The organism is Piscinibacter sp. (assembly GCF_050175855.1).
In the GTDB taxonomy this organism is placed as follows: Bacteria; Pseudomonadota; Gammaproteobacteria; order Burkholderiales; family Burkholderiaceae_C; genus Piscinibacter.
On record NZ_JBFXIO010000058.1, the window covers coordinates 1 to 16,061 of the forward strand.

The following is a 16,061-nucleotide window of genomic DNA, read 5'->3' on the forward strand; positions in this document are numbered from 1 at the left end:
CGAGATCAAGACCCGCATGGGGGAGAGCCTGCAGCTCGCGCTGCCGCTGTTCACCTGCAGGTGATCGCCAGCACGGCCTTCGCGCTGCTGCTGGTGTTCTTCCGCCACTCGCGCATCGATTTCTGGGGCGTGGTGCTGTGCGTGCTGATGCTGTCGATCTCGGCCCTTTTCTACATCATCGTCGGCCAGTTCCTGTTCTCGCGCGTGCTGCGGCTGGTACCCATCAACGGCTACGCACCGGGACTCGATGCCCTCAAGTTCCTGATCCTGCCGATCATCCTGTCGCTACTGTCGCGGCTGGGCGGCGAGGCGCGGCTATACCGGGCCATGTTCCTCGAGGAGATCGGCCGCGACTACGTGCGTACGGCGCGTGCTAAGGGCCTGTCCGAGGCGGTGGTGCTGTTCCGCCACGTGCTGAAGAACGCGCTGATTCCGATCATCACCAGCGCCGGCTCGTACTTGCCCTACGTCTTCCTCGGCAGCCTGGTGTTCGAGAGCTTCTTCGGGATCCCGGGGCTGGGCGCCTTCGTCATCGAGGCGATCAGCGGCCAGGACTTCGCCATCGTCCGCTCGATGGTCTTCCTCGGCGCGCTGCTGTACATCGCCAGCTACGTGATCATCGACGTGGCCTACACCTGGGCCGATCCGCGCGTGCGGCTCTCCTGACTGACTGCCATGCCGAAGATCGTCCTGCTCTGGACCGACATCGTCCTCTACCTGATGCTCGCCGCGCTGGTCTGGTACGGCTGGCGCATCCGCGTCAACGCCAACCTGCGCGCCAACTGGTTCAAGGTGCTGCGCGACCCGGCAGCGTTGTGCGCCGGCATCGTGATGGTGCTGTTCGGCTTGGTCACCGTGGCGGACAGCGTGCACTTCCGCCGTGCGCTGCCGCCCGCGGCCGGTGCGCCGGCCGGCACGCCGACCTTCTATGCCACCACCACCGAGAGCCTGCTCGACGTGCTGCTGGCGCGGCAGATCGCGATGCGCGAGACCGGCTACTCGGAGCCGCTGGCCTACCTGGGTCTGCAGAAGGAGCCGATCGAGCGCGATGGCCAGCAGCTGCGCGACTTCCCGCGCCTGAAGTTCGGCGGTGCCCACCTGAGCGATCCCGAGGCACAGTGGGCGAGCGATGTGGCCCTGCGGGCGGCCGCCGGCGCCGTCGGCGGCCTGCTGTTGGCCACTTTCGCCGCGCTGGCCACCGCCGCCGCACTGCGCCGCAGCCACGGTGGCGTGGCCGGCGCGCTGCGCGACCTGCTGGCCGACCGCACCGACCTGCCGCTGCGCGCCGCGCTGGCCACGGTGACGGTCGCCGCGGTGCTGATCGGCATGGTCGTTGCGCTGATGGGCCACTACCACGTGTTCGGCACCGACCGCACCGGCAACGACGTGCTCTACCAGGCGTTGAAGAGCATCCGCACGGCCTTCGTGATCGGCACGCTGGCCACCGTGGCCACGCTGCCCTTCGCGGTGGTGCTTGGGATCCTGGCCGGCTACTTCCGCGGCTGGGTCGACGAGGTCATCCAGTACCTCTACACCACGCTCAGCTCGGTGCCCAACGTGCTGCTGATCGCCGCCTGCGTGCTGATGGTGCAGGTGTTCCTCGACAAGAACCCCGACCTGTTCGAGACCGGCCTGGAGCGATCGGATCTGAAGATCTTCCTGCTGTGCGTGATTCTCGGCCTGACCGGCTGGGCGACGCTGTGCCGGCTGGTGCGCGGCGAGACGCTCAAGTTGCGCGAGCTCGAATACGTGCAGGCGGCCACCGCCTTCGGCGTCGGCCACGCGCGCATCATGGCCAAGCACATCGCGCCCAACGTGATGCACCTGGTGCTGATCACCACCGTGCTGAGCTTCTCCGACCTGATCCTCTACGAGGCGGTGCTGACCTACGTCGGCGTCGGCGTCGATCCGTCGATGAACAGCTTCGGCGGCATGATCAACCTGGCGCGCAGCGAGATGAGCCGCGACCCGGTGGTGTGGTGGAGCTTCGCCGCCGCCTTCGGCTTCATGGTCACGCTGGTGCTGGCCGCCAACCTGTTCGCCGACGGCGTGCGCGATGCCTTCGACCCGCGCGCGCGCAGCTTCCGCCCGCGCCTGCTCAAGCGCAGCGCGGCCTGAGGATCACGACATGCTGACGATCGACGACCTCAAGGTGGCGCTGGACGCCGACGCCGGCCTGGTGCGCGCTATCGACGGCCTGAGCCTGGCCATCCGCCGAGGCGAGACCTTTGCGCTGGTGGGCGAGTCGGGCTGCGGCAAGAGCATGACCGCGCTCGCGCTGATGCGCCTGCTGCCCGACAACGGCAACGTCACTGGCGGGCGCATCGACATCGAGGGCCACGACGTGCTGGCGCTGCCCGAGGCAAGCATGCGCGCCGTGCGCGGCGGGCGCATCGGCATGATCTTCCAGGAGCCAGCCACCAGCCTGAACCCGGTCATGCGCGTGGGCGACCAGATCGTCGAGGCGATCGAGACGCACACCGAGCTGCGCGGCGAGGCGGCCCGCGCTCGCGCCATCGAGTGGCTCGGCCGCGTCGGCATCCCCGAGCCGCAGAGGCGAATCGACGAATATCCGTTCCGCCTCTCCGGCGGCCAGAAGCAGCGCGTGATGATCGCGATGACGCTGGCCTGCGAACCCGACTTCCTCATCGCCGACGAGCCCACCACCGCGCTGGACGTGACCATCCAGGCGCAGATCCTCGATCTGCTGCGCCAGCTGCAGCGCGAGCAGGGCATGGGCATGCTGCTGATCACGCACGACCTGGCCGTGGTGTCGGGCATGGCGCAGCAGGTGGCGCTGATGTATGCGGGCCAGATCGTCGAGGTGGCCAGCGCGAGCGAGTTCTTCTCGGCGCCGAAGCATCCCTACGCGCGGGCGCTGCTGCGCGCGCTGCCCGATACCGGCAAGCGAGGCAGCGCGCTGGCGGCCATCGGCGGTACCGTGCCGCCGCTGTGGCAGGAATTCACCGGATGCCGCTTCGCGCCGCGCTGCGAGCAGGCCTTCGAGGCTTGCCAGGGCACGAAGCCCGCGATGGAGCGCTCCGGCGCCAGCAGCGTGCGCTGCCTGCTCTACCGGGACGGCGCGAAGGCCGTGGTCGCCCAGGCGCCGGCCGAGCCGTTGCGCTACGAGGCGCCGCGCGGCGAGGACGCCGACAGGGTGCTGCTCGAGGTGCGCGATCTGTCGGTGCGTTTCCCGATCCGCAAGGGCCTGCTGCAGCGAATGGCGGGCGCGTTCACCGCTGTCGACGGCGTCTCATTCGACATCCCGTCGGGCCGCACGCTGGCGCTGGTGGGCGAATCCGGCTGCGGCAAGACGACCACCGGCAAGGCGATCGTGCAGTTGCTGCGCCGCCAGGCGCTGATCGGCGGGCAGGCGCTGTTCGAGGGGCAGGATCTCTTCACCCTCGAGGGCGAGGCATTGCGCCAGGCGCGCCGCGCGGTGCAGATCGTCTTCCAGGATCCGTTCGGCTCGCTCGACCCGCGCATGCGCGTTTTCGACATCCTGGAGGAGGGCCTGATCGCGCTGCGCCCCGAACTCGACGCCACGGCCCGCCGGGAGCGGCTGCACACGTTGGTCGACCAGGTCGGGCTGCGCCGCGACGCGCTGCAGCGCTATCCGCACGAGTTCTCCGGGGGCCAGCGCCAGCGCATCGCGATCGCGCGCGCACTGGCCGTCGAACCGCGGCTGATCGTCTGCGACGAGCCCACCTCGGCGCTCGATGTGTCCGTGCAGGCACAGATCCTCAACCTGCTGCGCGACCTGCAGCGCGACACCGGCGTCTCGTACCTGTTCATCACCCACAACATCGGCGTGGTCGAGTACATCGCCGACCGCATCGCCGTGATGCAGCGCGGCCGCATCGAGGAGGCGGGCAGCGTCGAGCAGGTGCTCCGGGCGCCGCGCAGCGACTACACGAGAACGCTGCTGGCGGCGGTGCCGCGGATTGCCTTGGTGCCCGGAGACTCCGTCCGTGGCTGAAGCACTGACCCTGCAGGCCGACCCCCGCTGGCGGCGTGCCCTGGAGCTCGACGCCCAGGGCCAGGCCCTCAGCGCCGAGGCGACCTACGCGTCCCTGCTGAGGGATCATGCAGGGGAGCCCGCCTTGCTGCGGCGCATGGCGCGCCTGGCGATGATGCGTGGCGACGCCCTTCGCGCCGCCTCCCTCATGCGCGGGTGCCGCCGCGGCGGCGCGGACGACGACAGCATCGCGATCGAACTGGCGCACGTGCTGGCCGAGGCCGGACAGGTCGATGACGCACAGCTCGAACTCGAGTCACTGGTGCTGCGCGAACCCGACCACGCGCTCGGTTGGCTGCTGCTCGGGCGGATGCGCGAACTGGCCGGCGCGCCCGCGGCTGCTTTGCAGGCCTGGTTTCAGGCCGTGGTTCTCGCGCGTCAGGCAGGGCGGTGGTTCGATGACGAAACCACTCCGCGTGCGTGGGCTCCGCTGGTGGCGCGGGCGACGCAGCGGGTCCGCAAGGGTCAGCGCGAACTCCTGATGGGGATGCTGGCCGAGCTGCAGGAACGGTTCGGCGCAGGCGAGATGAGGCGAGTGGAGAAGGCGCTGCGGGGCTGGCTGCGGGAGTTCGACGCCACGCCGGCCGATCCGCGGCAAAGACCTCGGTTTCTCTACTTCCCCGATCTACCGGCCACGGCCTATCACGACCCGATGTTGCAGCCCTGGGCGCCGCAGCTCCTTGACGCGTTCGCGGACATCCGGGCAGAAGCCATTGCTGTGACCCGGCTGGAGCGCGAACTGCCCGACTTCGTCTCGCCGCCCAAGGACGGGCCGGCCGACGCCTACGTCGATGGGGACGGGCCCGAGCCTGCCTGGAAGGCATTCTTCTTCTATCGCCATGGCCAGCGCTTCGACGCGAACCATGAGCGAGCACCGCGCACGAGCGCGGTGCTCGAGTCCATCGAACTGTGCCGAATCCGGGACGAAGCGCCGGAGATCCTCTTCTCGGTGCTGCGACCGGGCTCGCGCATCAAGCCGCACCACGGGGTGTCGAACGTGCGGCTGGTCACGCACCTGCCTCTGGTGGTTCCACCCGGCTGTGCGCTGCGGGTGGTCGACCACGGGGATCACGAGTGGCAGGAAGGCCGGCTGATGATGTTCGACGACACCTACCTGCACGAGGCCTGGAATCGGTCCGACAGGACCCGGCTGATCCTGTTGATGGACTGCTGGAACCCGTACCTCGACGCGGCGGAGCGGGAGGCGGTGAAGACCCTGGTGCAGACGGTCAGCGGTCTTCGGCTGGCCGCCCACAAGGATGTCTCCGCGAGGGCCGGTGGCCGGGTGATGAGCGAGTAGGCGTGCACCTGATCGGTGGCCGTCCATAGGGACTTGTTCGGGTGGAGTGAGCTGTCTAGACCACTCTGAACCGCTGCCGGGGGCGGCTCTGCTTGAACGAGTGTGATGCAGACGCCACGAACTCAAGGAATACCCTGTACGGTCGTGCTATTTCACTTCGCGAGAATTCGACGGTGCGCTCTGCACGGACGGGGGACACCAGCATCTCGGTGCGGCATGTCTCTTGCTGGGCAGGATGCTCCCAACCTTTCGACCTTTCAGTCCTTTCAGAGGAGATAACGAATGCACAAGCGAACCAAGGTTTGCAGCGCGGTGCTACTCGCACTGGGCGGTGCCGCGGGCCTCACCAGCGTGCCCGCCTTCGGCCAGGCAACCCTCGAGCGCGTCGAGATCACCGGCTCTTCGATCCGCCGCATCGACGCCGAGACGGCACTGCCCGTCCAGATCATCAAGCGTGAACAGATCGAGAAGACCGGCGCCACCTCGGTGGTCGACCTGCTGCAGAAGCTGCCGGCCATCCAGGGATCCTTCGGCGAGTCCAGCAGCGTCGGCGGAGGCACGGCCTTCAACGGCGTCTCCGTGCACAACATCGGCGAGACGCGCACCCTGGTGCTGCTCAATGGCCGCCGCCTGACCCAGTTCGGTGGCCAGTCGCTGACGGGCTTCGCCGCCGCGGTGGACCTGAACGCCATTCCCTTTGCCGCCATCGAGCGCATCGAGGTCCTGACCGACGGCGCCTCGGCCCTGTACGGCGCCGACGCCATCGCTGGTGTGGTCAACTTCATCACCCGTCGCTACACCAACGAAGGCGACGTGACGGTTGGGTACTCGCAGCCGAGCGGTGGCGCCCGCGAGACGCGCGTGAGCATCAGCAAGGGCTTCGGCGACATCAATACCGACGGCTTCAGCGTGATGCTTTCGGCGCAGCATGACGAGCGCACCAAGCTGGATGCCAAGGATCGCAACTTCGGCAATTCCGCCCGCGTCGTGTTCACGGATGCCGCCGGCCGCACGCTGCGCGCGCAGAACACCACTCCCAGCGCCATTCCCGGCAACGTGCTGGCCGACAACGGCGTCGAGGCGAAGAATCTGACGCTGCTGGCCGGTGGCCAGTGCCCGGACAAGACCATCCGTATCACCGAGGACTACACGCTCGACGCGGACGGCGACGGCATCGACGAGAACTACACCGACGACTACTGCAGCTTCGACTTCGTCGGTGAACTCGAGATCTATCCGGTCCGCAAGCGCGACACCGTGCTGGCCACGGTCAACAAGAAGGTCGGCGACCAAGAGCTGTTCCTGGACATGCTCTATGCCAAGTCGCAGGCGATCTCGCGGATCGCGCCGGTGCCCGGCTCGATCGTCGTGCCGACCGGTTCCGCGCTGTTCAACCAGTACCTCGCCCCCGCCGGCTTCAGCGGCGCTGACCTGGACGGCGACGGCGTGGCCGGCGACGGCACCCTGGTCTTCTATCGCCTGTACGACCTCGGCAAGCGGACCAGCGACAACCGTTCGAAGTTCTACGACATTGCTCTTGGGTCCAAGGGCCAATTGTTCGGCTGGGATTACAACGCCTCCTACTCGCACTCCGAGAGCGATGCCAAGGAGAACATCGCCGGCTATCCGGGCGCCCGCGCCGTGGGCGCTCTTCGCGCAAGTGGCCTGCTCGACCCCTTCGTCGGGCCGGGGCAGCAGTCGACTGCCGCGCAGGCCGCGATCAACGCGGCAGCCTACAACGGCTACTGGGACGGCGGCATCGCCAAGCTCGACACCGTCGCGCTGCGTGGTTCGCGTGAACTGATGAACCTGTCGGCCGGGCCGATGATGCTCGGCGCGGGCATCTCGTTCCAGAAGGAGAAGTTCCAGTCCAAGCCCAGCCTGTTTGCGCAGGGCAAGCTGGCGGACCCGGTGGCAGGCACGCTGTGCGATCCGAACGCCACGCCGGCGATCCCCTGTGACCAGCGCTTCGGCGATGAGGCCGCCACCGAGCCCTACGGTGCCGACCGCAAGGCCTACGGTGTGTTCGGTGAGCTGGTGATCCCGGTCACCAAGACGATCGAGGCCACGACCTCGGTGCGCTTCGACGACTACTCCGACTTCGGCAACGCGACGACTGCCAAGGCGTCGTTCCGCTGGACGCCTTCGAAGAGCCTGCTGGTCCGCGGCTCGGTGGGCACGGGCTTCCATGCCCCGACGGTGCCGCAGGTGAATGCCTCGCTGCAGCCGTTCGGCGTGACCAACGATCCGTACCAGTGCACGGCCGAGCTGCTGCAGGTCGCTCAGGCGCTGAACGCGAATTGCCAGCCCGGTCGCAAGCAGTACGACCAGTTCGCCGGCGGCAACCCCGACCTGAAGCCGGAGAAGTCGCGCCAGGCCTCGCTGGGCATCCGCTTCGAGCCGAGCAGCAATGCCAGCTTCGGCGCCGACCTGTGGCACGTCCAGATCCGCGATTCGTTCGGCCAGCTGTCGGAAGACGAGGTCTTCGCGAACCCGCTGAAGTACCAGGATTCGTTCACGACGAAGGCTGATACCGGCACCGGCGTGGTCTACCTGGCTTTCAAGGCCGACAACCGCAACCTGGGCAAGGCCTTCTACACCGGCCTCGACCTCGATGCGACCGGCCGCGCGAAGCTGGGCTTCGGCGACCTGACCTCCAACGCCGCGGTCACTTACATGATCCGCGAAGAGCAGCAACTGCAGGAAGGCGGTGCCTACTACTCGGCCATCGGCAACCACAACGAGCTGGGTTCGGTCACCTTCCGCTGGCAGGGCCGCTGGACCAACACGCTGACGATGGGCAACTGGACCCACACGCTGCAGGCCAACTTCAAGTCGGGCTACACCGACGCGCCCTCACGCGTGGAGATCCTGGACGCCAACGGCAACGTGATCGGCGCGGACAACAACTACCGCCTCGAGATCAAGCGCTCGGCCACGCTCGACTGGCAGACCCAGTGGCGCCCGGTGAAGAGCCTGCTGCTGACGGTGGGCGTGCTGAACGTGTTCGACACCAAGCCGCCTCTGTCGATCTCGACGGGTGGTCTGAACCGCGGCCAGCAGTTCGGCTTCGACGATCGCTACTACGATTCACGCGGGCGCGTCGCCTACGTGAACGCGTCGTACAAGTTCTGATCGCCGACGACAAGCGTTACTTTCCTACCATGCCCGCTGGTCACGAGCCGGCGGGCATTTTTGTTAACCTCCGACGCTTTCGAACTGGAGACCCCAGGACATGAACTTCGCCCAGCGGCAGCGAGACCCGAGGAAACACCTCGTTGGGATCACCGCTGTCATCCTCTTTCACGTTCTCATCGTCTATGCACTGCTCACCGGACTGGCCAAGAAGGTGGTCGAGGTGGTGCGTGCTCCGATCGAGACCAAGGTCATCGAGGAAGTGAAGCCTCCGCCACCTCCGCCCGAGGTGGTGGTGCCTCCTCCGCCCCGACTCGAGGCCCCGCCGCCTCCCTTCATCCCGCCGCCCGAGATCCAGATCGCGGCGCCTCCGCCGCCGCAGCCGACCATCACGGCCGTGACGCCGACGCCGCCGCCGGCCCCGGTGGTCATCGCGCCGGCGCCGCCGCCCGCGGCGCCCGCGGCGCCCGCGCCGCCGGCACCGCCCGCACCGGCGGTGGTGAACGCCGCTGTCGCCTGCTCCAACTACCAGCAGAAGATGGGCGATGCCTCGTTCCCACGCGAGGCCGCCCGTGCCGGCCTGGAACGAGGCGAGGCGGTCATTCAGTTCACGCTGGGTCCGAACGGCGAGATCAAGAACGTCAAGGCGGTGAAGTCGACACATCCGATCTTCGCGCGCGCGGCCTCCAGGATCGTCTCCGAGTACACCTGTGCCGGCCAGGGCCAGGATGTCGTCGTGACCGTTCCCTTCCTCTACAAGATGGACTGACGACGGTCCGACCCGGAACCCGTCCTCACCGAATCCGAATTCTCTGCATACCCCGAAAGAGAACCCCATGAGCTTCCGTCAACACATTGCTGCAATCCTCGTTTCCCTGACCGTCGGCTTCGGCCCGCAGGCCGTGATGGCCCAGGCTTCCGCGCCGGAGACTGCGCCGGCTGCCGCGCAGGAGGCCGCACCGGCTCCGGCCGCCGCGCCGGCTCCCGCCGCCACCGTCAGCAAGGAAACCGTCGACAACCCCTACGGCCTGAAGGCCATGTGGGAGCAGGGTGACTTCGTTTCGAAGGGCACGCTGATCATCCTCGTCCTGATGAGCATGGGTAGCTGGTACATCCTGATCACCAAGCTGTTCGAGAGTTTCAAGATCTCGGGCGAGGCCAAGCATGCGCGCTCGACGGTGTTCAAGTCGAACAGCCTGAAGGAGGGCGCCGCCAAGCTCAAGGATGGCAGCGCTTTCCGCTACATCGCCGATACCGGCATCAACTCCAACGAGCACCATGAGGGTGAGCTCACGGAGAACATCGACCGCAACAGCTGGGTCACGATGAGCGTGCAGCGCAGTGTCGATGAAGTGCAGTCGCGCCTGCAGGACGGCCTGGCCTTCCTGGCCACGGTCGGTTCCACCGCGCCTTTCATCGGCCTGTTCGGTACGGTCTGGGGCATCTACCACGCGCTGACGGCCATCGGCATCGCCGGCCAGGCCTCGATCGACAAGGTGGCTGGCCCGGTGGGCGAGGCGCTGATCATGACGGCCATCGGCCTGGCGGTCGCCGTGCCGGCGGTGCTGGGCTACAACTGGCTGGTGCGCCGCAACAAGGTGACCATGGACGCGGTGCGCGGTTTCGCCGCCGACGTGCACGGCGTGCTGATGGGCGCCAAGCAGGCGCGCTGATCATCCTTACGCCAGGAGAACGCCATGGCGATGCAGATCAGCAGCGGTGAGGAAGAAGACCTCACCAGCGCCATCAACACCACGCCGCTCGTCGACGTGATGCTGGTGCTGCTCATCATCTTCCTGATCACCATCCCGGTGGTGACCCAGACCGTGCCGATGCAGCTCCCGCTGGAATCCAACATCGCGCGCCAGACCAGGCCGGAGAACATCGAGATCTCCGTCAACAAGGATGGCGACCTGTTCTGGAACGCCCAGCCGGTGGCGGACAGCGAGGCACTGTTCCAGCGCCTGAAGACGATCGCGGTGATGAACCCTCAACCCGAGGTCCATATCCGCGGTGACCTCGGTGCACGCTACGAGTCGATCGGGCGGGTCGTGTTTGCCTGCCAGCGCGCGGCGATCGCCAAGATCAGCTTCGTGACCGAACCGCCGCCGAAGGGGTAGAGCATGGGAATGAACGTAGGCTCTTCCGGCGGCAGCGAGCCGGACGTGATGCTCGACATCAACACGTCGCCGCTGATCGACGTGATGCTGGTGCTGATCATCATGCTGATCATCACCATTCCCATCCAGTTGCACAGCGTCAACCTCAACATGCCGCAGGGCGCGCCGCCGCCGTCGCAGGTCGAGCCCGTCGTCGTGACGATCGACATCGACTTCGACGGCACGGTGCTGTGGAACGGCGAGGTGCTGGCCGATCGCGCGGCGCTGGAGGCGCGCCTGTCCCAGGCGGCGGCCCTGCCGGACCAGCCCGAGGTGCACATCCGGCCGAACAAGCTGGTGGAGTACAAGTCGGTCGCCATGGTGCTGGCATCGGCGCAGCGCTTGGGCGTGACCAAGCTCGGCATGGTCGGCAACGAACAGTTCGTCAAGTAGCGCCATGAAGCACGCACGCATCACCGCGCTGGCGGCGGCGCTGTTCATCGCCCTTGGCGCGCAGGCCCAGGAGGCGGTGCGTCCCGACGTGGGCAAGCCGCTGCAGGCCGCGCAGGAGCTGATCAAGGCCGGCAAGTTCAAGGAGGCGCTCGGCAAGGTTCGCGAGGCCGATGCCGCCGGCGCCAAGAACGCCAACGAGAGCTTCCTCATCGAGCGCATGCGCATCGCCGCGGCCTCCGGTGCCGGCGACATGGACACGGCAGCCCGGTCGTTCGAGGCCCTGGCCGCGAGCGGCAAGGTCTCGGCGGCCGACAAGGCGCGCATGGCCGAATCGATTGCCGGCGGCTACTACCGCGCCAAGGACTACGGCAAGGCCATGCAGTGGGGCCAGCGCTACTTCAAGGAGGGCGGGACGAGCCCGGCCTTGCGCACGCTGCTCATCCAGAGCCAGTATCTCAGCGGCGACTTCGCCGGTGCTGCGCGCGAACTCATGACCGAGATCCAGGCGGCGGAGAAGAGCGGGGCCACGCCGGCCCAGGACCGTCTGAACCTGCTCCTGAATGCGGCGGCGCAGATGAAGGACCAGAGCAGCACGGTGTTCGCGCTGGAACGGCTGGTCACCTATTACCAGAAGAAGGAGTACTGGGTCGATCTGCTCAGCCGCATGCAGCGCAAGCCCGGCTTCAGCGACCGGCTGGTGCTCGACACCTACCGCCTCAGCCTGGCCACTGGCAGCCTGTCGTCGGCGGCAGACTACATGGAGATGGGCCAGCTTGCCCTGCAGGCCGGTCACGAAGAGGAAGCTCGGCAGGTGGTCGACAAGGGCTTTGCCACGGGCGTGCTCGGCACGGGCGCCGAGGCCGAGCGGCACAAGCGCCTGCGCGACCTGGTGGCGCGCAAGGTCGCCGAGGCCAAGGCCGGGCAGGCCGCGGCGGAAGCGGAGGCCAAGGCGGCCAAGGACGGCAACGGCCTGGTCAAGCTCGGCTTTGCACGGGCCATGGGTGGCGACACGGCTGGCGGCTTGCCGATGATCCAGCAGGGCATCGCCAAGGGCGGACTCAAGCGGCCGGAGGATGCCAAGCTGCATCTGGGCATCGCCCAGGTCCTGGCCGGCGACAGCAAGGCCCAGGCGACGCTGCGCAGCGTGGCCGGCAACGACGGGACCGCGGATCTCGCCCGGCTGTGGTCGCTGTACGCCAGACGTCGAAGCTGAACGGTTCGCGACTTGTCTAGACAGGAAGCCCCCGCGAATGCGGGGGCTTCCTGCTTTTCAGGCGCAGCACTTGCGTCATCTCGCGGTCATGTGCTGTTGCTATCGCGCCTCATCAGTGAAGCCCATGAGAGGCGCCGCGTACACATCGGGTTACGCTGAAGGCACAAAGTTCTTTCGGGACTTTGCCGAGGTGTGCACCGACCGTGATCCGGCGGCAGCGCTCGAAGCAACCACAACGTCGGGGCGCGCGTGAGCCCCTATTGGAGGATCTTTCAGATGTTCAAGCCAAGTCGTATCCGGCTGGCCGTGCTGGCCCTGTGCGCCACCAGCGCCCAGATCGCATGGGCGCAGCAGACCCAGCAGCAGCCGCAGCAACAGCAGTTGCAGCGCGTCGAGGTCACCGGTTCCAACATCAAGCGCACCGACATGGAGACCGCGTCTCCCATCACGGTGATCACGCGCGAGGACATGGTGCGCTCCGGTGCTTCGACGCTCGGTGACGTGATCACCAAGCTGACGGTGGTGCAGGGCGGCCTCAGCGGCGTCGAGTTCAGCGGCTTCACTCCCGGTGCTGCGACGATCTCGCTGCGCGGCTTGGGCGGCGGCGCGACACTGGTGCTGATCAACGGCCGGCGCATCGCGCCGTACGGCATCACAGGCTTCCAGGAGGTGCTGACCAGCGTGAACTCGATCCCGGTGTCGGCGATCGATCGCATCGACATCCTGAAGGACGGCGCTTCGGCCATCTATGGCTCTGAAGCCATCGCCGGCGTGGTGAACATCATCCTGCGTGGCGACTTCACGGGGCTCGAGGCCCAGGTCCAGCATGGATTCAACGGGCCGGGTGCGCTCAATTCCACTCGCCTGAGCCTGTCCGGTGGCGTAGGCGACATCGCTGCCGACCGCTACAACATCTTCGGCATCTACGAGCACCTGACGCAGGACCACGCCACGGTCAGCGAAAACAGGTTCTATCCGTCGCGCAACCTGACCAGCGTGGTCGGCGCGCCGCTCGACCTGCGCTCGGCCTACTCCTACCCGGGCAACCTCTTCACCGGCGCGATCGAGCAGACGCCCGGCACCACCTGTGCCGCGAAGGACCAGCGTGTCGTCGGCGGATTGACGCGCTGCGTGCTCGACGTGTTCGAGTACAACACCATGCTGCCGGGAGCGGAGCGCGACAGCCTGTTCGTGCGCGGCAACGTGCAGCTCAGCTCCAACCTGACGGGCTTCTTCGAGGCCGGCATCGGCAAGAGCAAGTACTCGTACCAGTTCGATCCGCAGTTCTACTACAACGACTTCAATACGGCCACGCTGGTGGTGGACGGTGCGCCGTACGGCCTGACTGGGCCGGTGGACCTGCTCTACCGCTCGGGCGATCTGGGGCCGCGCCGCCTGAAGGTCAAGTCCGATGAAGGCCGCATCCTGGCCGGCCTCAAGGGCTCCCTCGGTGGCTGGGACTTCGACACTGCCGTCGGCACGATGAAGGGCAAGGTCACGGTCGACCAGTACGGTTCGATCCTGATCACGCCGATGGAAGCCGCGCTGGCCAACGGTACCTACGTGCCTGGGCTGCAGAACGACCCTGCCGTGCTCGCACAGATCTCGCCGGTGCTGACCCGCAAGGGCGAGGCAACGACCACCTTCGCTGACGCGCGCCTGAGCACCGAGTTCGCGTCGCTGACGCTGCCGGGCGGCCCCGTCGGCTTCGCCGCCGGCGTAGAGGCCCGCCGCGAGAAGCAGAAGGACGACTACGACGAGCGATTCGTGATCGGCGAGGTCTTCGGCTTCGGCTCACTCGATCCGCTCGACTCCAGCCGCAGTGTGAAGTCGGTCTACGGCGAGTTCAATCTGCCGCTGATGAAGTCGCTGGAAGCGCAGCTGGCAGCGCGTCATGACAGCTACAGCGTTGGCGGAACGTCCACCACGCCCAAGGTTGGTCTGAAGTGGACGGCCCTGTCCAACCTGGTGCTGCGGGGCACGTACGCCCGCGGTTTCCGCGTCGCCAACCCGCGCGAGACCAGCCCGGCGGTCAGTGTCGGCTTCTTCAATGGCGTGCAGGATCCGGTGCGCTGCCCGGTGATCGACCCGGCCAACCCGGACTGCAGCCTGAGCATCCAGGCCAACGTCTCGGGCAACGCGAATCTCGAGCCGGAGAAGTCGAAGAGCTTCACCGTCGGACTCGTGTTCGAGCCTGCCAAGGATGTCAGCATCTCGGTGGACTACTGGCGCATCGACCGCACCAACGAGATCACCAACCTCGACATCACCTACCTGCTTGCCAACCAGGCGGCCTACGCTGGATTCATCCGGCGTGACACCACGGGATCCATCACCGACGTCGACCTGCCGTACGTGAACCTGGCCGGTACGAGCGTGCGTGGCTGGGACGTGGACTTCCGCGGCAAGACGAACCTCGGTGAGGAAGGCAAGCTCAACTACGGCTGGGCGGCGACCTACTTCGACAACTTCTACGTCCAGCCGGCGCCTGACGCCCTCAACGAGGACTACAACGGCACCTACCTGCAGCCACGTCTGCGCATGAGTGCTCGCCTGGGCTGGGAGAAGGGGCCGTGGCAGACCGAGCTTTCGGCGAACTACGTGGGCGGGTACCAGAACAAGCCGACGCCTTCGGGCGTGTGCTCGGCGCCCACTGCGCTGAATCGCTTCTGCGAGGTCAAGCCCTGGACCACGCTGGGCCTGTATGTCGGCTACAAGGGCTTCAAGAACCTGGAGCTCTCGCTGCTGGTGGACAATCTGGCCGGTGAGAAGCCGCCGTTCGACTATCGCGGCGCGGTCAACAGCCAGACCCGTGCCTGGGGTGCGACTTACCACAACGCGCTGGGCCAGGTTTACACGCTGCGCGCGAAGTACACGTTCTTCTGAGCCGGTGACGGTTGTCCGCCTCGGAGCGATCCTCCGTGGCGGGCAGCGAACCGAACCGTTGTGACGAAAGGCGATCTGATCGGTCGCCTTTCGGTCTTTCAAGAGAGGATCTCGATGTCGATGTACCGATTCCTGAGTGGCGCGCTCGCGGCCACGGCGATCGCCCTGACTGCGCCGGATACCCTGGCGCAGCAGGCCGTCAAGGACTACAAGCGTGCGGCCGACGTGCCGGTCTCGCAATTCTTCGGGCTGGAGGATTTCCGCACGATGCGGTTGTCGCCGGACGGCAAGCGCATCGCTGCCGTCGTGCCGTACAAGGGGCGCGGCAACCTGCTGATCGTCGATCTCGCCACGCGCCAGGCCAAGAGCATCACGGCCTCCGAGCGCTGGGATGTGGTGCGGCCGCGCTGGATCGGCAACCAGCGCCTGTACTTCACCGTGGCCGATGGCCTCGAGGCGTCCGGCCGGCCGCGCCTGAAGGGGGCGTACTCGATCAATGTCGACGGCACCGACATGAAGGAGGTGTTCGGCTACAACGACAATGGTGCACCGCGCGGCTTGCGCATCCTGAACGTGCTCGAAACCGAGGGGGGCGATTCGACCGTGGCCTACGTGTCGATGCGGGAGCGCTCGCGCGAATTCGCAGACGTCTACAAGCTCGACTTCCGCACGATGCGTTTCGAACTCCTGACGTTCGATTCTCCCGGGCGCACCACATTCTGGGAACTCGACAGCGAACGTCGCCCGCGTATCGCGGTCCGGGAGGAGCCGCGTCCCAGCAAGGGCAAGCCCATCGTCGAGCGCTTCATGCATCGTGCGCCGTCCGGCGGTGCCTGGGAGACGCTGTTCGAGCAGAGCAGCATGAACGATCCGGAGATCTATTCCGTCTGCGGCTTCGACAAGGACGATCGCACGCTCTACGTCACGGCGCGGCGCGGGCGCGACAAGTCGGCACTC

At 67.0% G+C, this 16,061-nt stretch carries 11 protein-coding genes and 1 pseudogene; all 12 read left to right on the forward strand.

The genetic code is table 11. The features are described 5' to 3' along the window. A pseudogene (locus AB7U92_RS06845) lies at positions 1-666 on the forward strand (ABC transporter permease); the annotation flags it as partial. A 9-nt stretch (positions 667-675) separates the two neighbouring features. After that, positions 676-2,118, forward strand: coding sequence for an ABC transporter permease (locus AB7U92_RS06850; RefSeq protein ID WP_428575427.1), 1,443 nt, complete (start codon positions 676-678; stop codon positions 2,116-2,118). Between the two features lie 10 nt (positions 2,119-2,128). Beyond that, a complete protein-coding gene (locus AB7U92_RS06855) occupies positions 2,129-3,979 on the forward strand; it encodes an ABC transporter ATP-binding protein (RefSeq protein ID WP_428575428.1) in 1,851 nt (616 codons plus the stop codon). Continuing rightward, a complete protein-coding gene (locus AB7U92_RS06860) occupies positions 3,972-5,318 on the forward strand; it encodes an aspartyl/asparaginyl beta-hydroxylase domain-containing protein (RefSeq protein ID WP_428575429.1) in 1,347 nt (448 codons plus the stop codon). Before AB7U92_RS06855 ends, AB7U92_RS06860 begins: the two co-directional genes overlap by 8 nt. Positions 5,319-5,600: 282 nt before the next feature. Beyond that, entirely contained in the window at positions 5,601-8,453 is a 2,853-nt protein-coding gene (locus AB7U92_RS06865; protein WP_428575430.1) for a TonB-dependent receptor plug domain-containing protein, read from the forward strand. 100 nt (positions 8,454-8,553) lie between these two features. Continuing rightward, on the forward strand, positions 8,554-9,222 hold the full coding sequence (locus AB7U92_RS06870; RefSeq protein ID WP_428575431.1) for a TonB family protein: 669 nt from the start codon (positions 8,554-8,556) through the stop codon (positions 9,220-9,222). Positions 9,223-9,289: 67 nt separating this feature from the next. Continuing rightward, positions 9,290-10,126 (forward strand): MotA/TolQ/ExbB proton channel family protein, encoded by an 837-nt coding sequence (locus AB7U92_RS06875; RefSeq protein WP_428575432.1) that lies wholly within the window; start codon positions 9,290-9,292, stop codon positions 10,124-10,126. 24 nt (positions 10,127-10,150) lie between these two features. Beyond that, positions 10,151-10,573: an ExbD/TolR family protein gene (locus tag AB7U92_RS06880; RefSeq protein WP_428575433.1), complete on the forward strand. Its 423-nt coding sequence runs from the start codon at positions 10,151-10,153 to the stop codon at positions 10,571-10,573. Between the two features lie 3 nt (positions 10,574-10,576). After that, the gene (locus tag AB7U92_RS06885; protein ID WP_428575434.1) at positions 10,577-11,005 is read left to right on the forward strand and encodes an ExbD/TolR family protein; all 429 of its coding nucleotides are present in this window, start codon (positions 10,577-10,579) and stop codon (positions 11,003-11,005) included. Between the two features lie 4 nt (positions 11,006-11,009). Then, the gene (locus AB7U92_RS06890; protein WP_428575435.1) at positions 11,010-12,218 is read left to right on the forward strand and encodes a hypothetical protein; all 1,209 of its coding nucleotides are present in this window, start codon (positions 11,010-11,012) and stop codon (positions 12,216-12,218) included. Between the two features lie 276 nt (positions 12,219-12,494). Further along, positions 12,495-15,104, forward strand: a complete 2,610-nt coding sequence (locus AB7U92_RS06895; RefSeq protein WP_428575436.1) for a TonB-dependent receptor plug domain-containing protein — start codon at positions 12,495-12,497, stop codon at positions 15,102-15,104. A gap of 60 nt (positions 15,105-15,164) precedes the next feature. After that, positions 15,165-16,061: hypothetical protein (locus AB7U92_RS06900; RefSeq protein ID WP_428575437.1), on the forward strand; the 897-nt coding region annotated here is incomplete at its 3' end.